The sequence below is a fragment of the Nonomuraea sp. NPDC049655 genome, from assembly GCF_044465465.1.
In the GTDB taxonomy this organism is placed as follows: domain Bacteria; phylum Actinomycetota; class Actinomycetes; order Streptosporangiales; family Streptosporangiaceae; genus Nonomuraea.
In genome coordinates this window covers 747,968-771,353 of the sequence record NZ_JBITLS010000001.1, presented here as the reverse complement: position 1 = coordinate 771,353, position 23,386 = coordinate 747,968, and the positions used below count along the sequence as shown (strand labels likewise).

The 23,386-nt window shown below is 72.5% G+C and carries 19 protein-coding genes; 10 read left to right on the top strand and 9 right to left on the bottom strand.

Going from position 1 to position 23,386, the window contains the following annotated elements; genetic code table 11:
• Positions 1–39: 39 nt before the first annotated feature.
• Positions 40–882, top strand: coding sequence for a PHP domain-containing protein (locus tag ACIBQ6_RS03520; protein ID WP_397210032.1), 843 nt, complete (start codon positions 40–42; stop codon positions 880–882).
• A gap of 18 nt (positions 883–900) precedes the next feature.
• Here the strand turns inward: ACIBQ6_RS03520 and ACIBQ6_RS03515 are convergent, their stop codons facing one another.
• Genes ACIBQ6_RS03515 through ACIBQ6_RS03480 form a run of 8 tightly spaced genes read right to left on the bottom strand, consistent with a single transcriptional unit; the run spans position 901 to position 11,128 of the window.
• Positions 901–1,623 carry a tyrosine-protein phosphatase gene (locus ACIBQ6_RS03515; protein ID WP_397210030.1) on the bottom strand — a complete coding sequence of 241 codons (723 nt, stop codon included), beginning with the start codon at positions 1,621–1,623 and terminating at the stop codon, positions 901–903.
• Complete coding sequence (locus ACIBQ6_RS03510) at positions 1,620–3,242, bottom strand: beta-N-acetylhexosaminidase (RefSeq protein ID WP_397210029.1); 1,623 nt, start codon at positions 3,240–3,242, stop codon at positions 1,620–1,622. The genes ACIBQ6_RS03515 and ACIBQ6_RS03510 overlap by 4 nt, the downstream gene beginning before the upstream one ends.
• A gap of 4 nt (positions 3,243–3,246) precedes the next feature.
• Positions 3,247–5,196 carry an NPCBM/NEW2 domain-containing protein gene (locus ACIBQ6_RS03505; RefSeq protein WP_397210027.1) on the bottom strand — a complete coding sequence of 650 codons (1,950 nt, stop codon included), beginning with the start codon at positions 5,194–5,196 and terminating at the stop codon, positions 3,247–3,249.
• Between the two features lie 10 nt (positions 5,197–5,206).
• Complete coding sequence (locus ACIBQ6_RS03500; RefSeq protein ID WP_397210025.1) at positions 5,207–6,751, bottom strand: alkaline phosphatase D family protein; 1,545 nt, start codon at positions 6,749–6,751, stop codon at positions 5,207–5,209.
• Between the two features lie 8 nt (positions 6,752–6,759).
• Positions 6,760–8,061 carry an ABC transporter substrate-binding protein gene (locus ACIBQ6_RS03495; protein ID WP_397210023.1) on the bottom strand — a complete coding sequence of 434 codons (1,302 nt, stop codon included), beginning with the start codon at positions 8,059–8,061 and terminating at the stop codon, positions 6,760–6,762.
• A 22-nt stretch (positions 8,062–8,083) separates the two neighbouring features.
• Positions 8,084–8,893, bottom strand: a complete 810-nt coding sequence (locus tag ACIBQ6_RS03490) for a carbohydrate ABC transporter permease (RefSeq protein ID WP_352327626.1) — start codon at positions 8,891–8,893, stop codon at positions 8,084–8,086.
• Positions 8,894–8,900: 7 nt separating this feature from the next.
• Positions 8,901–9,830, bottom strand: coding sequence for a sugar ABC transporter permease (locus tag ACIBQ6_RS03485; protein WP_358293371.1), 930 nt, complete (start codon positions 9,828–9,830; stop codon positions 8,901–8,903).
• A complete protein-coding gene (locus ACIBQ6_RS03480; RefSeq protein WP_397210021.1) occupies positions 9,827–11,128 on the bottom strand; it encodes a glycoside hydrolase family 36 protein in 1,302 nt (433 codons plus the stop codon). The genes ACIBQ6_RS03485 and ACIBQ6_RS03480 overlap by 4 nt, the downstream gene beginning before the upstream one ends.
• A gap of 161 nt (positions 11,129–11,289) precedes the next feature.
• On the opposite strand from ACIBQ6_RS03480, the gene ACIBQ6_RS03475 reads away from it, so the two are divergent.
• The 4 genes from ACIBQ6_RS03475 (at position 11,290) to ACIBQ6_RS03460 (ending at position 16,142) form a co-directional block, all read left to right on the top strand.
• Positions 11,290–12,444 carry an ROK family protein gene (locus ACIBQ6_RS03475; protein WP_358293373.1) on the top strand — a complete coding sequence of 385 codons (1,155 nt, stop codon included), beginning with the start codon at positions 11,290–11,292 and terminating at the stop codon, positions 12,442–12,444.
• A 192-nt stretch (positions 12,445–12,636) separates the two neighbouring features.
• Positions 12,637–14,331, top strand: coding sequence for an RICIN domain-containing protein (locus ACIBQ6_RS03470; protein WP_397210020.1), 1,695 nt, complete (start codon positions 12,637–12,639; stop codon positions 14,329–14,331).
• Between the two features lie 147 nt (positions 14,332–14,478).
• A complete protein-coding gene (locus ACIBQ6_RS03465) occupies positions 14,479–15,507 on the top strand; it encodes an alcohol dehydrogenase catalytic domain-containing protein (protein ID WP_397210018.1) in 1,029 nt (342 codons plus the stop codon).
• An 11-nt stretch (positions 15,508–15,518) separates the two neighbouring features.
• Positions 15,519–16,142 (top strand): cysteine hydrolase, encoded by a 624-nt coding sequence (locus tag ACIBQ6_RS03460; RefSeq protein ID WP_397210015.1) that lies wholly within the window; start codon positions 15,519–15,521, stop codon positions 16,140–16,142.
• Here ACIBQ6_RS03460 and ACIBQ6_RS03455 read toward each other — a convergent pair.
• Positions 16,131–16,610 carry a hypothetical protein gene (locus ACIBQ6_RS03455; protein WP_397210013.1) on the bottom strand — a complete coding sequence of 160 codons (480 nt, stop codon included), beginning with the start codon at positions 16,608–16,610 and terminating at the stop codon, positions 16,131–16,133. The genes ACIBQ6_RS03460 and ACIBQ6_RS03455 overlap by 12 nt on opposite strands.
• A gap of 234 nt (positions 16,611–16,844) precedes the next feature.
• Here ACIBQ6_RS03455 and ACIBQ6_RS03450 point away from each other — a divergent pair, with 234 nt between their 5' ends.
• The 5 genes from ACIBQ6_RS03450 to ACIBQ6_RS03430 all read left to right on the top strand — a co-directional run bounded on the left by ACIBQ6_RS03450 (position 16,845) and on the right by ACIBQ6_RS03430 (position 23,362).
• Positions 16,845–19,052: a hypothetical protein gene (locus ACIBQ6_RS03450; RefSeq protein WP_397210011.1), complete on the top strand. Its 2,208-nt coding sequence runs from the start codon at positions 16,845–16,847 to the stop codon at positions 19,050–19,052.
• A 112-nt stretch (positions 19,053–19,164) separates the two neighbouring features.
• Positions 19,165–20,280, top strand: coding sequence for a GntR family transcriptional regulator (locus tag ACIBQ6_RS03445; protein WP_397210009.1), 1,116 nt, complete (start codon positions 19,165–19,167; stop codon positions 20,278–20,280).
• Positions 20,281–20,335: 55 nt separating this feature from the next.
• Entirely contained in the window at positions 20,336–21,628 is a 1,293-nt protein-coding gene (locus ACIBQ6_RS03440; protein WP_397210007.1) for an extracellular solute-binding protein, read from the top strand.
• Complete coding sequence (locus ACIBQ6_RS03435) at positions 21,625–22,557, top strand: sugar ABC transporter permease (RefSeq protein WP_358293385.1); 933 nt, start codon at positions 21,625–21,627, stop codon at positions 22,555–22,557. The genes ACIBQ6_RS03440 and ACIBQ6_RS03435 overlap by 4 nt, the downstream gene beginning before the upstream one ends.
• A complete protein-coding gene (locus tag ACIBQ6_RS03430; RefSeq protein WP_397210005.1) occupies positions 22,550–23,362 on the top strand; it encodes a carbohydrate ABC transporter permease in 813 nt (270 codons plus the stop codon). Before ACIBQ6_RS03435 ends, ACIBQ6_RS03430 begins: the two co-directional genes overlap by 8 nt.
• The last annotated feature ends 24 nt before the right edge of the window (positions 23,363–23,386 follow it).

Genomic DNA, 23,386 nt, shown 5'->3' with positions numbered 1-23,386 from the left:
GTCGTGACGATCTTCTCCTACCCTCCGAGGAGTGAGCCCGTGACGTTGCCCGCCGACAGCCATGTGCACAGCGAATGGTCCTGGGACGCCCCGAAGGGCGACATGGAGCGTTCCTGCGCGCGGGCGGTGGAGCTCGGCCTGCCCGCCATCGCCTTCACCGAGCACGTCGACCACACGGTCTGGACGGTCGACCCCGGCGCCCTCGACGGCCACGACCACCTGCTCGCGCTGACGACGCCGGACGGGCGCCTCCCTCCCCCGGCCTTCGACGCCGCGGGCTACCTGGAGGCGGTCGAGCGGTGCCGCGAGCGTTTCCCGCAGCTGCGCATCCTGAGCGGCCTGGAGCTGGGCGAGCCGCACCGGCACGCCGGGGAGGTCGCCCGCGTGCTCGCCGCCGGGCGCTTCGACCGGGTGCTCGGCTCCCTGCACAGCCTGCCCGCCGGCGACGGGTTCTGCGAGCCGCCCGGCCTGTACGCCCGCAGCGCCGCCGCCCAGGTGATCCGGGACTACCTGGCCGAGATCCCCGAACTGGTCGCGGGCAGCGACGTGTTCGCCGTGCTGGCCCACGTCGACTACCCGGTGCGCTACTGGCCGCGGGCGGCCGGACCGTTCGACCCGGCCGGCTTCGAGGAGGAGTTCCGGCACGCGCTTCGGGTGACCGCCGGGTCGGGCCGGGCGCTGGAGATCAACACGGTCCTGCCGCTGCACACGACGCTGCTCGGGTGGTGGCGGGAGGAGGGCGGGCAGGCCGTGACGTTCGGCAGCGACGCCCACGAGCCGTCCGTCGTCGCGCGCCGGTTCCGGGAGGCGGCGGAGCTGGCCCGGGCGCACGGCTTCCGCCCAGGCCGGGACCCGTACGACTTCTGGGGCCGTACGGGCTGACCGCCGCCCTCCGGCCCCTCAGCGGTCCACCAGGCGGGCCCGGAGCAGCGCCAGGTCGTCCGGTGGCAGGCCGCCGGCCAGCAGGTACGCCTGCGCGCCGCCGTGCCGGTCGTCCAGGTGGGCCAGGGCGGCCAGCATGGTGTCCGCGGTGACCTCGGCGAACAGGCGCAGCGCCCTGGCCCGCCCCGCGTCGCCGTCCAGGGCGGCCAGGTGCTCGTCGAGGCGCAGGCACACGGCTGTCATGGCGTAGTCGGCGGCGATCTCCCGCCGGGAGACGCCGGCCAGCGAGAGGGCCAGCGCGACCGCCAGCCCGGTTCTGTCCTTGCCGGAGTGGCAGTGCAGCAGGACGCCACCGTCCGGCGCGTGGGCGACGGCCGACAGGACGGCGGCGAACCGGGCGGCGCCCCGGTCGAGGATCACCCGGTAGATGCCGGGCAGGGTGTCGTCCAGCGCCTCCAGCACGGTGTCCTCGTCCCGCAGGACGGGCAGGTGGCGGCGGCCCGGCACGTCGGGACCGGGGTCGGCCCGGCACTCGGCGGCCAGCCGGAGATCGGCGACGAGCCGGATCCCGTGCGCCCGCAGCGCCGGGACGGCCGTGCCCCGCGGACGGTCCCCCCGCACCAGCGCGCCCCACCGGATGCGCCCGCCGTCCTCGGTCGGCAGCCCGCCGAGGTCGCGCACGTTCTCGCAGCCCGGCCAGCTCAGCACCCGGCCGCCCGGCGGCGGCTCCGGGGGCCTCACGCGAGGTCCCGCAGGTTGCTGGTCCAGGCGTCGATGGTGGCCTGCCACTCCTTCGGGTCCTCCGGCCGCCCGGGCACGCCGGGCCTGGTCTGCCAGGGCAGCGGCCCCGACTCCGGCCGGTACTCCACCCCGATCGCCGCCAGCCGCGGCAGGTGGCCCGCCAGCCGCGCGCGGAAGTCCTCCAGGTCGCGTCCGGGCGGCCCCCAGACGGTCTCGGCGAAGGCCGCCAGGCGGGGGAAGACCATGTAGTCGACCCGCCGGTTGGAGTCGATCAGCTCCGTCCAGACCCCGCACTGCGCGCCGAGCACCCGTTCCGCCGCCGGGTCGTCGCGCAGTTGCGCGGGCACGGGCTCGAAGGCGTAGACGTCCTCCAGGGCCAGCACGGTCCCGAACGGCACCGGCTCGTCCTCCCCCGGCCCCTGGCGGTAGTCGAAGTAGACCTGGGTGTTGGAGCAGTTGATGACGTCGTGCCCGCGCCGGGCGGCGGCCACCGCCCCGAGGTCGCCGCGCCAGGACGCCACCACCGCCCCGGGCGCCAGCCCGCCCTCCAGGATCTCGTCCCAGCCGACCAGGCGGCGTCCCCGGGCGGCCAGGAAGTCGTCGAACTGGTGGATGAACCAGCTCTGCAGCTCCTCCTCGTCCCGCAGGCCCAGTTCCCTGATCCGGCGCTGGGCGGACGGGCTCTCCCGCCACTGCTCCTTGCGGCACTCGTCGCCGCCGACGCACACGTACGGGCTGGGGAACAGCTCCAGCACCTCGTCGAGCACGTTCTTGAAGAAGGCGACGGTGGCGTCCTCGGCGTTGAGCACGTTCCGGCCGATGCCCCAGGTCGTGCGGACCTCCAGCGGCGTGCCGAGGTTGCCCAGCTCGGGGTAGGCGGCGATGGCGGCCTGGGTGTGGCCGGGCAGGTCGATCTCGGGCACGACGGTGACGTGCCGGGCGGCGGCGTAGGCGACGATCTCCCTGAGGTCGTCCTGGGTGTAGTAGCCGCCGTGGGGACGACCGTCCATGGCGCCGTTCCAGCCGGTCTGGCTCTCCCGCCGCCACCCGCCGACCTCGGTCAGGCGGGGGTAACGCCGGATCTCGACGCGCCAGCCCTGGTCGTCGGTCAGGTGCAGGTGCAGGACGTTCAGCTTGTGCAGGGCCATCAGGTCGATGAACCGCAGCAGGTCGTGCTTGGTCATGAAATGCCGGGCGACGTCGAGGAGGCAGCCGCGCCAGCCGAAGCGCGGCTCGTCCTCGATGTGCACGCCCGGCGCGACCAGGGGTTCGGCGGCCGGCGACCGGCGGTAGGCGGCGGCGGGCAGGAGCTGGCGGAAGGTCTGCGCGCCGTAGAAGGCCCCGGCGGGCCCGCCCGCGTCGATGGCGACGCCGTCGTCACCCACGCTCAGCCGGTACGCCTCCGGGCCGAGGCCGTCGCCCAGCCCCAGGGTGATCGTCCCCGGGCCCGGCGTGCCGGGCAGCAACTCACCTCCGGTGACCTCGCTGAGCTCGGCGCGCAGCCAGGCGGCCACCCCGGCGAGCGCCGGGTCGGCGGTGAGCGCCGTGCGCCCGTCGAGGACGAACCTCCCGCGCCTGGTCCCGTGGCTGACGGGCCTGGGAACGATCTTCAAGTGCATCTCCTCACTGGCAGGTGACGGTGGCGTCGGCGAAGTCGGCGTGGTCGGAGGTGGCGTTGTCCCCGCCGTTGGTCGCGACCAGCCGGACGAACCGGGCGCCCGCGACGAACGCCGTGACCTTCCTGGCGGGCATGGCGCCGGTCAGCACGCCGGAGTGCGCGACCCGGCCGCCGTCGGCCCACACCTCGAAGTCGGCCGAGCCGGCCTGGCCGACCTCGTCGTCGATGCCGGCCTGGAACTCGACCGTCGTGCATCGGCCGGCGGTGTGGAACTCGATGTCGGCGGGGGCGTGCGTGCCCAGGCCCTTGGCGTACCGGACGCCCTCGACGGTGATCGGACGGCCGTCGCCGGCGGCCCGCTCGCCGTTGCTGGTGTCCTTCTCGACCGGGCCGAAGTAGTTCGCAGCCCTGGTCCAGGCCAGGTCGCTCAGGTAGGTGCGGCCCGTGCCCGGCGCCCTGGCCACGATGACGACGGCGACGGCGCGCCGGTCGCCCTGGGTGAAGGCGACCTCGTAGGTGCCGGGCGCGGCGTCCGCGGGCGGGGTGACCGTCCAGGTCACGGTGAACGTCTCGGCGGCGCCGAGCCGGGCGGTCCTGGCCGGCGTGCGGGCCTCGGCGCGCCAGCCGTCCGGCGCGGACGCCTTGACCTCGACGTCCCGCAGCGGGGCGGTGGCCCCGGTGTTCGTGACGCGGGTGACCAGCTCGCCGGGCACGCCGGGCTCCAGCACCGAGGGCCGGTCCTCGCCGAGGAAGCGCGGCGGGTCGGCCTCGAAGGTCACCAGCGGCGGCGCCTGCTCCCGGCTCTCCGAGACCCGGTAGAGCACCGCCGCGTGCGCCGGGACCTGCGCCGACAGCACGTCCTTCGTCGAGCTGACCGCGCCGGACCACAGCTCCTCGACCCGGTGGCGGGAGCCCGCGCCGAGCCGGGTGGAGATCACCGCCGCCCGGTCGCTCTCGTTGAACAGCGCGATCGCCCGGTCGCCGCCGTCCAGGGGCTTGGCCAGGACGTGGTACCAGCCGTCGGAGGCGACGAGCCGGCCGTGCGCGCCCAGCCGGTCCTGGTCCACCGCGATCACCTTGGGGTTGGCGACGACGGCGGCCGGCGCCTTGGCCGGGTCGGCCTGCAGGACGAGCGGCGCGGCCCCCATGGCCCACAGCGTGAACTGGGCGCGGTACTCGGTCTCGGTCATCCCGCCGCGCCCGGCCTGGATCAGGTCGGGGTCGGCCCAGCTGCCCGGCCCGGCGTACTCGGCTCTGAGCTGGTTGGTCTCCCAGATGTCCACCATGCTGGAGTAGCTGTCGGGGATGGGCTTGTTGTAGACGTTCGTCCGCCAGGTGGTGGCGCCGGCGTCCTTGCCCCACAACCAGGGCACGGTGCTGCCGTCCTCGTTGTTCATGGCGAACACCACGCCGTCGCCGAGGGCCTGGCGCATGCGCGGGTAGAGGGTCTGGGCGATCTGCTGCACGTTCTGGCCGGGGAAGTCGGCCGTGGGGACGTTGCACCAGTCGTACTTGACGTAGTCGGCGCCCCAGGCCCTGAGCTGGGCGGCGTCGGCGGCCTCCTGCTTGTAGGAGCCGGGGCCGCCGCCGGAGCACGCCTTGGTGCCGGCCGACAGGCTCAGGCCGAGTTTGAGCCCCTTGGCGTGCAGCTCGTCGGCCAGCGCCTTGACGCCGCCCGGGAAACGGGCCGGGTCGGGGGCCAGGGCGCCGCCGCTGCGCTGGGCGGCCAGCCAGCAGTCGTCGAGCACGACGTACCGGTAGCCGAGCGGCGCGAGCGGGGCGAGGGCGCCGGCGGCCTGGCGGACGGCCGCCTCGGAGACCGAGCAGCCCAGGGAGCGGCTGCTCCAGCCCATCGGGGGCACCGCGACGGCCGCCGCGGTCGCCACGGAACCGGGTAAGGGCGCGAAGGGCAGGGTGAGGAGGGCCGCCGCGACGGCGGCCGTGATCGTGCGCATGGGGATCCCGTCAGGCTGGGTGGAGGCTCGGGTCGCCCGGCTCGACGACGAACGAGCCGGAGGTGTAGGCGGGCGCGTACGGCTCGGTCACCCGGGACAGCGAGCGGAAGTCGACCTTCATCTCCTGCTGGGTGAGCTTGGCGCGGACGTAGCCGCGGCGGCCGTTGAAGAACTTCACGTGCGGGTTCTCGGCGAGCAGCGTCTGGGTGTTGGGGTACTCGTCGAGGCCGTTGCCGGCGCTGGTGACCGACGTGGTGACCAGCTCGACCGCGACGGACTTCGACTCGGGGTCCTGGAAGTCGCGCTTGACCTCCCCGGCCCAGTGGGAGTGCACGTCGCCGGTGAGGACGACCGCGTTGCGCCGGTAGTCGTCGATGGCGGCGGTCAGCCGGTTGCGGGAGGCGACGTAGCCGTCCCAGCCCTCGTTGGAGTAGCCCTTGCCCTCGCCGTTGGTCCAGTCCATCTCCATGAGGAAGACTTGCTGGCCGAGCAGGTCCCAGGTGGCCTGGGAGCCCTTGAGCTGCCCATCGAGCCAGGACTCCTGCTCGCCGCCGAGCATCGTGCGGTTGGGGGCCAGCCGCTCGGCGCAGTCGGCGCCGACCGTGCCGCTCCTGCCGGTGCAGGCGTACAGGTCGCGGTACTGGCGGGTGTCGAGCATGTGCAGGTTGGCGACCGCGCCCCAGCGGATCGTGCGGTAGAGCCGCAGGGCGGGGCCGTCGGGGCGCTGGGCGCGGCGCAGCGGCATGTTCTCGTAGTACGCCTGGAAGGCCGCGGCCCGGCGGGCGAGGAAGGGCGGGTCGGGCTGCTCGGGCACGTCGCCGGCCCAGGCGTTCTCGATGTCGTGGTCGTCCCACACGACCACCCAGGGGGCGATCGCGTGGGCCAGCCGCGACTCGGGGTCGGCCTTGTGCTGGGCGTGCCGCAGCCGGTATCCGGCCAGGTCCAGGCATTCGCCGCCAGCCTGGTCTCGGACGGGGTACTTGTAGTCGCCGTACTCGTAGATGTAGTCGCCGAGGAAGGCGATGAGGTCGGGGTGGTCCTCGGCCATCCGGCGGTAGGGGGTGAACCAGCCGGTCTGGTAGTCGGCGCAGGAGGTGAACGACAGGTTCAGGGGGCGGGAGCGGGCGCCGGGGGCGGGGGCGGTCAGGGTGCGGCCGACCTCGCTGATCTCGCCCTCGGCGCGGAAGCGGTAGAAGTACTCCGCGCCCGGGCGCAGGCCGTCCAGCTCGACGTGCACGCTGTGGGCCGACTCGCGGCGGGCCTGCTCGACGCCCTGGCGCACGACGTGGCGGAAGCTCTCGTCGGAGGCGAGCTGCCAGTGCACCGGCACGACGCGGTCCGGCATGCCGCCGAGCCCGTCGAGCGCGACCGGGTCCATGGCGAGCCGGGTCCAGAGGACGACGCCGTCCGGCGTGGGCTCGCCGGAGGCGACGCCCAGCTGGAACGGGTCGGACAGGGGGGCACGCCGGGCCGCCGCGCGCACGGGTGAGGCACCCAGTGCGGCGGCGAGGCCCAGGCTCGCGCCCCCGGCGAACAACGATCGCCGGGTGATCAATGGAGCTCCTACTTGATCGAGGCGTTGCCGGCGGCCACGGCCTGGTCGGCGGCCTGCTGAGGGGTGAGCTTGCCGAGGTACATCTCGTTGAGGATCTGGTTGAGCTTGTTCTCGAAGCCGGTGAAGCCGGTGGTGACCGGCAGCGGGAAGGTCTGGCCCTCCGACTCCTCCTGGAACGGCGAGACGTCGAGCTTCTTGGACTTCCAGTAGTCGACGTAGCCCTGCGACAGCCCGTTGAGCGCGGGGAAGACGTAGCCGCCGTCGGCCATCATCTTCTGCGGCTCCTCGGTGCCGAGCCAGGTGGCCAGCTTCATCGCCTCGGCCGGGTGGGCGCTCTTGGCGGAGACGGCCTCGGACAGGCCGTTGAGGTTCACCGAACGGCCCTGCGGGCCCTCGGGCATGGCGGCGACGCCGATCTCGAAGTTGGCCTCCGGCGCGACGAACGGCAGCAGCGCGTTGTTCGCCGGGAACATGGCGACCTTCCCGGCCTTGAACATGTCGGTGACCTTGCCGGTGGGCGGGTTGGTCTGGGTGGCCGGGGGCGAGACGTGGTGCTTGTTGACCAGGTCCACGCCGAACTGCAGCCCCTGGACGGAGGCGGCGTCGTTGAAGGTGTAGCTGCCGAAGGGCTTGTCCAGCAGCTTGCCGCCGTTGGAGCTGACCCAGTTCATCCACTGCGTCTGGTAGTGGTTCCAGGAGGCGAAGCCGTACGTGGTGACCTTGGCGGGGTCGAAGCCGGGCTCGCCGGGGTGCTTGCCGGCCTCGTCCACGGTGAGCTTGCGGGCGGTGTCGAGCAGGGTGCCGGAGCCGTCGGCCGCCCAGGTGAGCTTGTCCGGCATGGTCACGCCGGCCTTGGCGAACAGGTCCTTGTTGTAGAGCAGGCCGACGATCCCCCAGTCCTTCGGCACGCCGTACAGCTTGCCCTGGTAGGTGAACGAGCCGACCACGGTCTGGTGGTACTTGGAGCCGTCCACCTGGACGGGCGCCAGCACGCCCTTGGTGACGAACTCGGGGAACTGGGTGGGGCTCATCCAGAAGACGTCCGGCGCGGTCCCGGCGACGGCGTCGGCGGTGAGCTTGGTCCAGTACTGGTCGTAGGGCAGCAGTTCTATCTTGACGTCGATGCCCGGGTTGGCCTTCTCGAAGGCGGCCATCACCTTCTCGTAGCCGACCTTCTGCTGGTCGTCCCAGAGCCGGTAGGTGAGCGTGACCTTGCCGGAGTCTCCGGAGCCCGACCCGCAGCCGGACAGGATGAGCGTGGCGGCGCAGAGCAGCGCCCCGGCCCAGCGAATCGGGGGGGATTGCAACATTCGCTGACCTCTTGTTCGTGTGCTACTTGAGGCCGGTGAGGACCACCGACCGGACGATGTGTCTTTGGAAGAAGACGAAGACGGCCACCATCGGCACGAGCGCGATCAGCCCGCCGGCCATCATCAGGTTGTAGTCGACGCCGATGCCGACCTTGAGGGTGGCGAGCGCCACCGTCATCACCCTGGTCTCGTCGCCGCTGGTGATGATCAGCGGCCAGATGAAGCTGTTCCACGACGAGATCACGGTGATGATCGTCAGGGTGCCGAGCGCCGGGCGGCACAGCGGCAGCAGGATGCGCAGCAGGACGGTCATCGGCCCGGCCCCGTCGATCCGGGCGGCCTCCTCCAGCCCGGCGGGCAGGGACTTGAAGAACTGGCGCATCAGGAAGATGCCGTACGGGGTGCCCAGCACGTACGGGATGAGCAGGCCGTACCAGGTGTTGACCAGGCCGAGCTCGCGCATGATGAGGAACAGGGGGATCATCGTGACCGCGCCCGGCACCATCATGGTGGCGACGTACAGCCAGAACAGGGCCTCCCTGCCCCGGAAGCGCAGCCGCGCGAAGGCGTAGGCGGCGAAGGTGGTGAAGACGAGCTGCCCGAGGGTGAGCACGACCGTCATCAGCAGGGTGTTGAGCACGTACCGGGGGAAGTCGCCGCTCAGCAGCCGGGTCAGGTTGGCGGTGGTCGGCGGCAGGCCGGGCAGCCACGGCTCGGTGGAGCTGAGCTGCGACTGCGTCTTGAACGCGGTCAGCACGACCAGCAGGTACGGGAAGACGGAGACGAACGCGCCGGCCGCGAGCACGACGTGGAGCAGGGTGCGCTTGATCATGGGGGCCTCAGCTCAGGTCGTAGGTGGTGCGCTTGCCGAAGAACCTGACCTGCGCCAGCGTCACCAGCAGGATGACCCCGAACAGCAACATCGACAGGGTCGAGGCGTAGCCGAAGTCGAACTGCTTGAACGCCGTCTCGTAGATGCGGAAGTTGAGCACTTCGGTGCTCTGGCTGGGGCCGCCGTTGGTCATGACGTAGACGGTGTCGAACACCTGGAAGGCGCCGATCAGGTTGGTCACCATGACGAAGAACATCGTGGGGTTGAGCAGCGGCAGCGTGATGCGCCAGAACCGCTGGGCGGGGGTGGCGCCGTCGGTGGCGGCGGCGTCGTACAGCTCCTTGGGGATGCCCTGGAGGCCGGCCAGGAAGAACAGCATGGTGTAGCCGGTGTGCTGCCAGACGTTGACCAGCGCGATCGCGGGCAGCGCCCAGGCGGGGTCGGACAGCCAGTCGGGGCCGGTGACGCCGGCCAGGCCGAGCAGGCTGTTGAGCGCGCCGTCGCGCGGGTCGAAGATCCAGTTCCAGACCAGGCCGAGGACGATCGGGGTGGCCATCCACGGGATCAGGTACAACGAGCGGTACAGCCGCAGGCCCTTGACCTTGCGGTCCAGCAGCAGCGCCAGCACCAGGGCCAGCACGGTCTGCAGCGGGATGCACAGGACGACGTACAGGAGGGTGACGCCCAGCGCGTGCCAGCTCTCGCCGTCGGCGGCCAGCCGGCGGTAGTTGTCCAGCCCGGCGAACGTGGGCTCCGACAGCAGCTCCCAGTTGAAGAAGCTGAGCACCAGGACGATGACGACCGGCAGCAGCAGGAACGCCACCACCCCGAACAGGCTGGGCCCGACGAACAGGTAGGCGTGCCAGTCACGGGTGCGCCTGCGCGGCGGCCGCCGCGGAGCCTCCTTGGCGGCGGCCCGGACCGTCTCGGTGATCACGACGGGTCCGTGGCGGTGGGGACCAGCAGGCGGCGGGTGGTCTCCAGCCCCCACTCGTCGAGGGCGGCGATCGGGTCGCTGGAGCCGCGCAGGCCGCCGGTGCCCTCGATGTGCGCCGCCCACTCCTGCCGGGCCTCCACCTCGGGCCGCACGATGAGGCAGTCGGGGTCGTTGACCCACCAGCGGGCGTGCAGGAACTCGCGGGCCGCGCCGGTCAGCCGGGCGCCGAGCTGGGAGGGCTGGCTGATGTCGCCCGACCTGGGGTGCAGGGTGGGCGCGATGTCGGGGCTGACCCGCATGATGTCGACCAGCCCGATGCTTGGCAGCATGGGCGCGCCGCAGCCGTGCAGGGTGGCCTCGGGGCCCGCGCCGCGCCGCACGAGCTCCAGCCCGCGCCGGTAGGCCGCGATCGGGTCGAGGTCCTCGTGGCGGCGGCCGGCCAGGGCGCCGGCGTAGAGGTAGTCGAGCTTGAAGTGGGTGACGCCCATGGCGGCGAAGGCGGCGAACACGTGGACCAGGTGCTCGGCCGCGCCGGGGTGGGTGACGTCGAGGACGGCGAGGTCCTGGTTCCACATGCGGCCCGCGTACGCGCCGTCCACCAGCCAGTCGGGGTGCTCGTGGAACAGGCGGCTGTCGTGGCCGACCAGGAAGGGGGCGGTCCAGATGCCGGCGCGGCGGCCGGAGCCGGTGACGGCGTCCAGGGCGCGGGCGAGGGAGCCGAAGCCGGGCCTGGGGTCCAGCCAGTCGCCGATGCCGGCCTCGTAGCCGTCGTCGACGAGGAACATGTCGGCGGTCAGGCCGTGCCGGTCGGCCAGCGCCAGGTTCTCCAGGACGTCGGCGTCGGTGACCTTGTCCCAGTAGCCGTACCAGGTGCACCACATGGGGGGGACGGCGGGGAACGTCCTGGGTTCTGCCATGCCGTCCGCCCAGTCGCGCAGGGCCCGGCCGAGGTCGCCCTCGACGCGGTGGTGGCGTACCGGGCCGTCGGCGGAGACGACCAGGCGGTCGCCCTCCCGGCGGGCCCGGACGGAGGGCACCTGGAGCGGTCCGGGCGCGCTCCACAGCTCGACCGCGCCGTCGCCGGTCTCGACGGCCAGCAGCCCCTCGCCCTGGAAGACGCCGTCGGGGACGGGCGTCTCGGGGCGGTAGCAGAGGATCTGGATCGTCTCGTCGGCGGGTCTGGGCGGAAGGTCCCCGAGGCCGTAGGCGCCGGTGGGGCTCCACGACTGCCAGCCGTGCTCGAACACCCGGGTCCGGGCCTGGTCGCACCTGATCTCGCCGACGTCAACGAATGACATCAGACCTCATCTCTCTCAACTTACGAAGGAGCGCTTCATTAGTAGCACCGTCGGTTTCGGAGGGTCAACGCCCAATTTGAAGGGGTTCTTGGGTGGTGCGCCGTCGAGCTGGGCCCTGGCATAATCTCTGCTTACAGAGGAGACCTACGTTAAGGACGGCGATGGCGGATCTACGCGGCGGCGACCTGTCACGGCTGCGACAGCTCAACTCGCTGACCGCCATCCGGGCCTTGCGCCGGGCCGGGCCGCTCACCCTGTCGGCGCTGGCCGAGCGCACGGGGTTGTCGCGGCCGTCCATGAAGGAGGTCGCCGGCGAGCTGATGGACCTGGGCTGGGTGGAGGAGGTGCCGCCGAGCCCCGGCTCGATGGGCCGGCCGGCCCGCCGCTACCGCTTCCGCGCCGACAGCGGCTACCTGGTCGGCGTCGACGTGGGCGGCCACAACATCCGCGCCGCCCTGTCCGACCTCGACGGCGAGATCCTGGCCGAGACCCGCCAGCCGGTGCTGCCGGACGCGCCGCTGGAGGAGCGCCTGGCCGCGATCGAGCGGGCCGTCTCCGGCTGCCTGTCGCTCGGCCGCGTCGCGGTGTCCGACCTGTGGACGATCGCCGTCGGCACCATCGGCATCATCGACATCGAGGGGCGGGTCATCTACTCGGCCGCCGTCCCGTCCTGGCGCGACCTCGACCTGGCGGGCCGGATGCGGGAGATGTTCCCCTGCCAGGTGCTGATCGAGAACGACAGCCGCCTGGCCGCCATGGCCGAGACCCGGCGCGGCGTCGCCCAGGGCGCCAAGGACGTGGTGTTCCTGCACGTCGGCAGGCGCATGGGCGCCGGGCTGATCATCGGCGGCCGGGTCCACCGGGGGTTCGGGGCGGCGGCCGGGGAGATCTCCATGCTGCCCGAGGCCCGCTGGTTCGACGCGCCCGAGCACCTCAACTCGTGCGCGGCCGTCCCCGGGGGCACGCCGCCGGAGGACGCGGCGGGCTACACGCTGGCCGCCGCCAGGAACGGCGACCCGGTGGCTCTGGAGGCGGTCGGGCGCTTTCTCGACGATCTGGCCGTGGGCGCGGCCGCCATGGTGCTCGTCCTCGATCCGCAGGTCGTGGTGCTGGGCGGCGGGTTCTCCAGGTCGGCGGACGTGCTGCTCGGGCCGCTGCGCGAACGGCTGGAGCGGCGGTGCATGCGCATGCCGGAGGTGCGGGCGTCCACGCTGGGCGACGAGTGCGTGGTGGCGGGCGCGATCGACTACGCCGTCGACCACCTCGACGAGCAGCTCTTCACCCCCGAGAGCGGGCCGCTGCCCCTCACCCGCTGACCCGCTGTTTGCAGGTTTCCTGCAATCGGTTGTTGCAGAAATAGCCACGCCACCAGGCGCAACGCTCGAAGCGTTTGCAGTTTTACCTGGACGTCTTGACCTTTCCTCGGCACGAAGCCACTGTTACTGCAACCGGTTGGCAAGGCTCGCGCGGCACCCCCCTTCCACTCCTCCATCGAAACGGAGCTGGACGTGCGTAAGAACCAACCCTTGGCGAGGAGACCGGCGGTCGTGCTGACCACCGGCCTGCTCACCGCCGGCGGCCTGGTCGCCGTGCTGAACACGCCCGCCTCGGCGGCCCCGGCCGGCGGGAACTACACGCTGGTCAACGGCGGCAGCGGCCTGTGCGCCACCGTGCCGGGGCAGAGCACCGGCGACGGCGTGCAACTCGCGCAGAACGCCTGCGCCGAGGCCGCCGGGCAGGTCTTCACCCTCACCGCCGCCGGGAGCGGCTTCCAGGTCAAGGCGGCGCACAGCGGCAGGTGCGCCGGCGTCCGCGACGCCTCCACCAGCGCGGGCAAGCCCGTGCAGCAGGAGACCTGTACGGGCGCCGCCTCCCAGACCTGGCAGCTCACCGCCGCCGGCGACGCGTACCGGATCGTCAACGCGGGCGGCGGCAAGTGCCTCAACGTCAAGGACGACTCCACCGCGCCGGGCGCACTGCTGCAGCAGAACTCCTGCGACTCGGCCGCCACCAAGCAGTGGACCCTGAGGCCCGCCGGCGGTGGACCGACCACCAGCCCCACCCCGACGCCCACTGTCACGCCCACTGTCACGCCGACCGTCCCGCCGCCGACCGGCGCGCTGTACGTCTCCCCGACCGGCAGGGACGGCGCGACCGGCACCCGGTCCGACCCGACGACGCTCACCTCCGCCATCACCCGCGTCGCCGCGGGCGGCACGATCTACCTGCGCGGCGGCACGTACGCCTTCAGCCAGACGGTCACCATCGCCCCCGGCAACGACGGCACCGCGGCGGCCCGCAAGAAGTTGTCGGCCTACCCCGGCGAGACGCCGGTGCTGAACTTCGCGGCCCAGAGCGAGGACCCGGCCAACCGCGGGCTCGCCGTCAACGGCTCGTACTGGCACCTGTACGGCATCACCGTCGAGCGCGCCGGCGACAACGGCATCTTCGTCGGCGGCAGCGGCAACATCATCGAACGGTCGGTGACCCGGTACAACCGCGACACCGGGCTGCAGCTCTCCCGGATCGCCTCCGACACGCCGCAGAGCCGGTGGCCGTCCGGCAACCTCGTCCTGAGCACGGTCTCGCACGACAACGCCGACTCCGACGGCGAGGACGCCGACGGCTTCGCCGCCAAGCTGACCGTCGGGCCCGGCAACGTCTTCCGGTACGCGGTGTCCCGCAACAACATCGACGACGGCTGGGACCTGTACACCAAGACCGAGACCGGCCCGATCGGCCCGGTCACCGTCGAGGACTCCCTGGCCTACGGCAACGGCACGCTCAGCGACGGCAGCCAGGCCGGCGACGGCGACCGCAACGGCTACAAGCTGGGCGGCGAGGACATCAAGGTCGACCACGTCGTGCGGCGCAACATCGCCTACCGCAACGGCAAGCACGGCTTCACCTACAACCGCAACCTCGGCACGATGTCGATCACCGGGAACGTCGCCATCGACAACACCGAGCGCAACTTCTCCTTCGACGGCGGCACCTCGGTGTTCCGCGACAACACCTCGTGCCGCTCCGGCGGCGGCGCCAACGACAAGATCGTCGGTTCGGCCGACGCGTCCAACCAGTTCTGGTCCGGCTCGAACGGCTCCCGCTGCTCGGCCTACGGAGGCGCCCTGAACTGGTCCTTCGCCGCGGACGGCCGCCTGGTGGTGACCTTCGGCGGCGTCCCGGTCGTCCCGGCGGGCTGACCGGCGGCCCCTGAGGTCCGGGATCCGCCTCAGGGTCCCGGGCCTTCGCCGTGCCGGTGGGGTAAACGAGGCGGAAGTGGAAAAGGTGGCCTTGTGAGGGCCTCCCGGTGAGGCCGCTGCGTCCCGTACGAAGAAAGAGCAGACGCCATGCCGTCTTCCGCCCTGCACCGTTCCATCCAGGTCGCCGAGCCCGGCGGCGCCCTGGCCCAGGCCCCTGCGCGGACCCGCGAACCGGGCCCCGGCCAGGTGCGGATCACCGTCGAGGCGTGCGGGGTGTGCCATTCCGACGCGCTGATCATCGGCGGCGCGCTCCCGGGCACCGCCTTCCCCGTCACGCCGGGGCACGAGATCGCCGGACGCGTCGACGCGATAGGCGACGGCGTCGCGGGCTGGTCCGTGGGCGACCGGGTGGCGGTCGGCTGGTACGGCGGGAGCTGCGGCCACTGCGACGCCTGCCGGGAGGGCGACGGGGTGCTCTGCCCCGAGCTCCAGGTGCCGGGCGCCGCCTACCCGGGCGGGTTCGCCGACTCGGTCGTGGCGCCGGCCGTCGCGCTGGCCGCGATCCCCGACGAGCTGACCGCGGTGCAGGCGGCGCCCCTGGCCTGCGCGGGCGTGACCGTGTTCAACGCGCTGCGGCGCAGCTCGGCGCGGCCTGGCGACACCGTCGCGATCCTCGGGCTGGGCGGCCTCGGCCACCTGGGCGTGCAGTTCGCCGCGCGGATGGGCTTCGACACGGTCGCCATCGCGCGCGGGAGCGACAAGGAGCCGCTGGCCCGCGAGCTCGGCGCCGCCCACTACATCGACGGCGCCGCCGAGCAGGCCGCCGACGCGCTGCTGGCGCTGGGCGGGGCCAAGGTGGTGCTGGCGACGGTGACCAGCTCGGCGGCGATGTCCGGCACGATCGACGGGCTTGGCCGGCGCGGCGAGCTGATCACCGTCGGGATCGACACCGACCCGCTCGCCGTCACTCCGCTGCAGCTCGTCGGCAGCGCCCGCCAGGTCTACGGGCACGCCTCCGGCATCGCCGTGGACACCCAGGACACCATGAGGTTCGCCGCGCGGAGCGGCGTGCGGGCCTGGACGGAGGAGGTGCCGCTGGAGGAGGCCGCGACGGCGTACCAGCGGATGATGTCCGGGCAGGCCCGCTTCCGCATGGTCCTGACCACCGGCAACTGAGGAGGGCGGCCATGACCGAGTCCTACGACCCGCGCCGCACCGCGGTGCTGCTGGTCGATCCGTACAACGACTTCATCTCCGAGGGCGGCAAGGTGTGGCCGCGGCTCGGGCCGGTGGCGCAGGCGATCGGCCTGCTGGACAACCTGCGGGCGGTGATCGCCGCGGCGCGTGCGGCCGGCGTGCGGGTGGTGTTCGTCCCGCACCGCCGCTGGCAGCCGGGCGACTACGAGAGCTGGGCCCATCCGAACCCGACGCAGCACGGCATCCAGGAGCGGCACACCTTCGCCCGCGGCTCGTGGGGCGGGGAGTTCCATCCCGACCTCCAGCCGGAGGAGGGCGACGTCGTCGCCGCCGAGCACTGGGCGCAGAGCGGGTTCGCCAACACCGACCTGGACCTCCAGCTGCGGCAGCGCGGCGTCACGCACGTGGTGGCCGTGGGCGTGCTGGCCAACACGTGCGTCGAGTCCACCGGGCGGTTCGCCATGGAGCTGGGCTACCACGTGACGCTGGTGCGCGACGCGACCGCCGCGTACCTGCCGGAGATGTTGCACGCCGCGCACGAGCTCAACGGCCCCACCTTCGCCCACGCCATCCTGACCACGGAGAAACTGGTCGCGGCCTTCTCACGGGGCTGACCGGGCCGGGCCGGGGCTCGGGCGGGCGGGGCGGGTGGCCGTCCAGTAGGACCGGGTCATCCCGGCGGCCAGGCCGGCCACGACGAGCCCGATGATCCCGTGGTACCAGCGCCAGCCGACGCCGAGGCCGACGAACCCGTCGAGGATCATGATGCCCGCGCCTCCGCCGAGCGCCGCCAGCATCACCGCCAGCACGGCGAGCATCGCGGCCCGCGGCAGCCGGCGGCCCGCGGCGGTGACGGTGGCCACGGCGACACAGGCCCCCAGCACCCCGGAGGCCGCCGCGAACCCCTGCGCGAGTGACGGGTCCAGGAAGTAGCGCGCGGCCTCGGCCGCCGGCACCGGTGGCCCGCCGGGGAACCCGAGCCTGCCCTGGACGGCGAAGGCGGCCTTGCCGGCCGCGTACCCGAGCATCAGCGCCGCAAGCCCGTACGCCGGCCAGCGCCGCGGGCGATGAGAGTCGACCATGCCCGCAACGCTAGGAACCGCCCGGCGCCCGCCCCTCCCCACTGCGCGCGAACCTCCTCCCCCGTCAGAGGGATCCCGCCCGCCTGCTGCGCCGGCGAGGGGCCCGCGATTCGGTGGCCGGAATTCATGCCATTCTTCTTCTGGAAATTCGGGGCTATCGTTTCGCCATCTCATGGATTCAATGTCCGGACATATCCGTTTCCGGCGTTAATTCATTCCTATGGAGGTGGCTTCATGCCCGCACGGCTATGGAGAATCGCGGGCGCGCTCGCGCTCGCCGTCCCGTTCACAGTGGCCGCACCGGCCGTGGCGAGCGCGGCGGACCCGCCGTCGGTGGTGATCGACTCCGCCGAGCCGGCCCCCGGCCTGATCCGGCTGACCGGCCGCTTCACCACCGCCTACGACGTGTCCGTCGTGGTGGACGGCGAGCGCGTGGACCGGGCCGAGGTCACCGACCCCGACGCCGACGACAACGGAACCTGGTCCTACGACCTCGACACCCGCGCCCTGGACGGCGAGATCGAGGTCTACGCCAAGGCCACGGCCGCCGACACCCGCTACGGCGCCTGGTCGCCGCCGCTGACCCTGCGCGTGGACAATCCGCAGGCCAGGGCCCCGCGTGTGGCGATCGCCGAGCCCGCCGACGGGGCCCGGCTCACCCGTCCCACGCCGGTCCGGGTGGACGTGGCCGGCGCGGACGTGCGCTCGGTCCGGGTCCGCGTCAACGGCGGCCCCTGGCAGCCCGCCGCCGGCGCGCGAGGGCGCTACGTCGCGCTGCTGAACCCGGCCAGGTACGGCGACGTGATCGCGAGCCTGGAGGCCGAGGCGGTGGACGCGCGCGGCCACGTGTCCAGGTCGTCCACCACGTATGTGGCGCTCGGCGCGGCGCGCGGGCAGGCCCCGGTGCCGCACCGACAGGACCGGGCGATGTGGATCTGGGAGAAGGCGTCCTACAACCTGGTGCTCAACCCGGGGTCGCGCCGCCTGCTGGAGACCGTCCTGCCCGCCGGGTCGACGCTCTACCTGGGCGTGGACACCTACGCCGGGCGCGACATGATCGAGGACGCGCGTCCCGGGCTGCGTGACCTGGTGGCCTGGGCGCACGGCCGGGGCATGAAGGTGCACGCCACCGTCGCCGGCGGGACGCGGCCGCCGTACCTGGGGGCGCTGTCCCGCTACCGCGAGCGGGCGGTCGGGGAGATGGAACGGGTGCTCGACTACAACCTGTCCTCCAGGCCGGCGGAGCGGTTCGACGGGATCAACGTCGACATCGAGCCGTACAGCCTGCCCTGGTTCACCAGCGGCAAGCCCGACGTGCAGATCCAGTGGCTGGACACGCTGCGCGCGATGATCGCCCGCCGGGACGCCTCCGGGCAGCCGCTGCTGTTCGGCCCGGCCGTGCCGCGCTGGCTGGACACCTCCGCCTGCTGCACCGGCATCACCTACGGCGGGACCACCCGCACCTTGGCCGAGCACGTCCAGGACCTCAGCGACTACATCGCGATCATGGACTACCGCGACCAGGCGGACGGCGGCGCCGGCATCATCGCGCAGGCGGCCGGCGAGCTTGCCTACGCCGAGCGGATCGGCAAGCCGCTGTCGGTGGTGGTCGGCGTGGAGACGCTGGACATCGCGACCAGCGGCGACCCCTCCAGCATCACCTTCCGCGAGGAGGGCAGGGACGTGCTGGAGGCCGAGCTGGCCAAGGTCTCCCAGGCGTTCGCGGGCAGCCCGGCCTTCGCCGGGATCGCGCTGCACCACTACGACTCCTACCGGGAGCTGCCCACGGTCTGGGGGCCTTCGGCCAGGTGGCCCGAGCCGCCCGCCGACTCCGGGCCGCCCACGGGCGTGGCCTCGCCGCCGCGGGCCGTGGCGTTCGGCCACGCCACGGTGGACCTGACGTACGGGCGGGCGCGCGACGACACCGAGGTCGCCCACTACGAGGTGCACCGCTCGACCGAGGCGGGCTTCACCCCCGGTCCCGGCACGCTCGCCGGGAAGGCCCGCGGCCTCACCCACACCGACACCGGCCTGCTGCCCGCCACCACCTACCACTACCGGGTCGTGCCGGTGGACGTCGCCGGTCACCGCGGCCCGCCCTCGGCCCCGGTCACCGTGACGACCGGCGCGAGCGGCCTGCGGCCCATGGTCGTGCAGTCGGCGGCGGTGACGGTGGAGGGCGGCGCGGCCCGCGTGCGGCTGCGCGTGGTGGACCTGGAGAGCGGGCAGCCGGTGGCCGCCACGGTGCGCGGGCGGTTCACCTTCTCCGCCGGCCGCTACGTGACGGTGACCGCGGGCGCCGACGGCTGGGCCACCGCGACGTCGGAGGCGCTGAAGCAGCCGACCGGCGAGGTGGGCTTCGCCGGTCACCGCCTGACCGCCACGGGCCACTACTGGGCCGCCGCCTACGACCGCGACAAGGACGTCACGGCCCGCTGGTGACCCCCAATGGGAGGGAATTCATTCCTAATATGCCGCGAATAACGGAGTGAATTTAGGGTTGACATTACTTCGGAATGACGAGAAGAATCCCGTTATGGAGCCACCTGAAGGAATGAATTCCCTCCCCAGGGGAAGGCGATTCCGCACCCTCGCGGCGCGCCTGCGGCAGGAGATCGTGCAGGGCCGCTGGCCGGTCGGCGGCCGGCTGCCGACCGAGTCCGAGCTGGCGCAGACCTACTCGGTCGGGGTCAACACCGTGCGCCGCGCGGTCGACCTCCTGGTCGAGGAGGGGCTCGTCCGGCGCCGGCAGGGGTCGGGCACCTTCGTGACCAGCTCCGTCACCCCGGGGGCCAGGCCGCGTCTCATCGGCGCGCTCGTCCCGTCGAACACCTACTACTTCCCGCAGGTCGTGCAGGGCATCGAGCGGGCGGCCACCGCCGCCGGCGTGCAGCTCGTGCTGGCCTGCTCCAACTACGACCCCGACGTCGAGGCCGGGCAGATCCAGCAGCTCGTCGACGTCGGCGTGGCCGGCCTGCTGCTGGTGCCCAACCTGCACCTCGCCGCCGACCCCGACGCCCACCTGGCCCGCCTGCGCGGGCTGCCCGTGCCGTACGTGCTGGTGGAACGCCGCCCGGCCGACCCCCGCCCGGCCGACCCGACCTCCTACGTCTGCACCGACGTGCACGGCGGCGGCTACGCGGCGGTGCAGCACCTCAGCGGGCTCGGCCGCAGCCGGATCGGCTACCTGGGCCGCATCGGCACCGCCAGCTCCGAGCAGGTCTTCGCGGGATACCGCCAGGCCGTCGTCGACCTCGGGCTTCCGGAGATCCCGGAGGCCGTGGCCAGGCAGCCCGTCTGGACCGGCCCCGACATGCTGGCCTACGCCAACACGCTGGTCGCCGAGAAGGTGCGCGCGGTGGTGTGCCTCGGCGACCGCGAGGCCACCGCGCTGCTGCCCTACCTGCGCCGGGTCGGCCTGACCGTGCCCGACGACATCGCCGTCGTCGCCTACGACGACGAGGTCGCCGACCTGTCGGAGGTGCCGCTCACCGCGGTCTCGCCGCCCAAGGCCGAGGTCGGCCGGATGGCGACCGAGCTGCTGCTGCGCCGGATCGAGCTCGGCCCCGCCGCCCCCGTCTGCCGGGTCGTGCTCCAGCCCCGCCTGGCCGTCCGCGCCTCCTGCGGAGCCGCCTCCGGCAGCCTGGTCGAGGTCCGCGTCCCGACGTGACGGCGGCGTCCCCCTCACCCCCCTTCCCCCCTCTTCGTTCCTGTTGGAGGACCCAATGAGAGTGCGCGTGCTCGCCGCTGCCGCGGCGGCCGTCCTCACCGTGGCCGGCACGGCGTCGTGCGGCGGCCCGGCCGACGACTCCGGGGCGGTCACCCTGAAGCTCGGCTTCTACGCCGCCGCGGGCGACCCGGCCGACACGACCATGCGGGAGCTCGTCAAGGAGTTCACGGCCGCCAACCCGTCGATCAAGGTGCAGCTGGAGGTCGCGCCGTACGTCAAGTTCTTCGAGCGGCTCAGGACGCAGATCGCCGGCGGCCAGGCGCCCCAGGTGTGGTTGTCGGACGGCGTGCTCGTGCAGGAGTTCGCCGCCCGCGGCGCGCTCGCCGACCTGAGCGACCGGGTCAAGACCGTCAACGCCGCCGACTTCTCCGGCATCGAGCTGAACCGCGACGCCCAGGGCCGGGTCTTCGGCTTCCCCCAGGGCGCCCAGACCCCGGTGCTCTTCTACAACAAGAAGCTGTTCGCCGAGGCCAAGGTGGCCGAGCCGACGGCCGAGTGGACCTACGACGACCTGGCCGCCGCGGCCAAGAAGCTCACCAAGGACGCCAACGGCGACGGCAAGCCCGACACCTACGGCTTCCGCGCGTACTCGCCAGGATTCACCGAGAGCTGGTGGCCCATCGTCAAGGCGTTCGGCGGCGACGTCGTCACCGACGGGGGCCGCAAGGTCGTCGTCGACAGCCCGCAGTCCACGGCCGCGCTCGACTGGATGCTGCGCGCCATGGGCAAGGACGGCTTCGCCCCCGACTACGTGACCACCGAGGCCATGGGCAAGGGCGTGGTGCACACGCTGTTCGCGACCGGCCGCGTCGCCATGTCGTACGGCATCTACGCCCGGACGCTGCCCGCGGTGAGCGCGGGCGTCGACTTCGGCGTGGCGCCGCTGCCGAAGGGCCCGGCCGGGCGCGGCAACGTCGCGATCGTCAACTCCTGGGTGGTCGGCAAGGGCGCCTCCCCCGCGCAGGCCGACGCGGCGTGGAAGTGGATCACCTTCTTCTCCGGTGAGGGCCCGCAGCGCAAGTGGGCCGAGCTGGGCGAGGCGATCCCGATCAACAAGAAGGTCGCCGCCACGGCCCTGCCCGCCGACCGCGGCCCGGTCTTCCTGGAGTCGCTGGACGCGGCCACCGACCTCGGCACCAACGCCGTGTGGTCGGAGTACACCGAGGCCCTGGCCAAGCGCATGAACGAGGCCCTGTCGGGCGCCACGCCGGTCGCCACCGCGCTGCAGACCGGGCAGAAGGAGGCCCAGGAGGTCATCGACCGCTTCTACGCCGGGAAGACGCAGTGACGGTGCTCACCAGGCGCTCCGGGCAGGTGGCCGCCGAGCCGCGCCCGCCCGCCCGGCGGCGGCGCACGGGCGAGCGGGCCTGGGCCTTCGCGTTCGCCTCGCCCTACCTCCTGCACCTGGTCGCGCTGGCCGCCTGGCCGCTGCTGGCCTCGCTGTTCTTCAGCATGACCGAGTACGACCTGATGTCGGCGCCGAGGTTCGTCGGGTTCGGCAACTTCACCCGGCTGTTCGGCGACCCGGTCTTCTGGCGCACGCTGGGCAACACCGCCTACTTCGCGGTGCTGTTCGTGCCGGCGCAGACGGCGCTGGCGCTGGCCCTGGCGGTCGCGCTCAACCAGCGGCTGCGCGGCATGGCGCTGTTCCGCGCGGCCTACTTCGTGCCGGTCGTCTCCTCGTGGGTGGTCGTCGCCTACGTGGCCGACGCCGTCTTCAACCCGCAGACCGGCATCGCCAACCAGGTGCTCGGCTTCCTCGGGCTGCCGGCCGAGAACTGGTTGCAGGATCCGGCGCTGGTGATCCCCACGCTGGCGGCGGTCGCGGTCTGGAAGGGCGTCGGCTACATGACGGTGCTCTTCCTGGCGGGCCTGCAGGCCATCCCCGAGGAGCGCTACGAGGCCGCCAAGATCGACGGCGCGTCGGCCTGGAACCGGTTCCGCTACATCACCCTGCCGGGCATCTCCGGCACCACGTTCCTGGTGCTGGTGCTCACCTCCATCGAGACGCTGCAGTCGTTCGAGCAGGTCTTCGTGATGACCGACGGCGGGCCGCACGGCGCGAGCGAGCTGACCGTGCTCTACCTCTACCGGCAGGGTTTCCAGTTCTTCCAGATGGGCTACGCCTCGGCCGTGGCGTGGGTGCTGTTCGTGCTGGTGCTCGCGCTGACCCTGGTGCAGTTCCGGCTCCAGCGCAGGTGGGTGCACTATGCGTAAGACCGTCTCGTACGTGCTGGTGCTGGCGGGGGCGGCGGTCATGCTGCTGCCGTTCGTCGCGGCGCTGGGCAACTCGCTCAAGAGCTTCGCCCAGTACATCCAGGTGCCGCCCGCGTGGATCCCCGACCCGGTCCAGTGGGACAACTACGCCGAGGTGTGGCGGCGCACGCCGTTCGGGCTCTACCTGGCCAACAGCCTGGTGATCGCGGTGCTCGCGGTGGCCGGGAACGTGCTGACCAGCGCCATGGTCGGGCACTCTCTGGCCAGGATGCGGCTGCCGGGCAAGCAGGCGCTGCTGACGATGGCCCTGGGCACGATGATGTTGCCGACCGTCATCACGATCGTCCCGAACTTCCTGCTGTTCCGCTCGCTGGGCTGGCTGGACTCGATGTTGCCGCTCATCGTGCCGTACTGGCTGGCCACGCCGATCGGGATCTTCCTCATGCGGCAGACGTTCCTCGGCATCCCCAAGGACTTCGAGGAGGCGGCCGGCCTCGACGGCGCCAACCCCTGGCAGGTGTTCTGGCGCATCCACCTGCCGCTGGCCAAGCCCGCCCTGGCCACGCTCGCGGTCTTCACCTTCACCACGTCGTGGAAGGCCGTGCTGGAGCCCACGATCTACCTCACCTCGCCGGAGAACTACACGCTGCCGGTCGGCGTGCTGAGCCTGAAGGGGCAGTTCGTCGGCAACGACCAGCTGGTGACGGCCGCGGCGATGATGAGCCTGCTGCCGATGCTGGTCGTGTTCGTGCTGGCCCAGCGTTACTTCGTCCGCGGAACCATGTCCGCGGGTCTCAAGGGCTGACCAGAGCCCATGTCCGATCCGGAA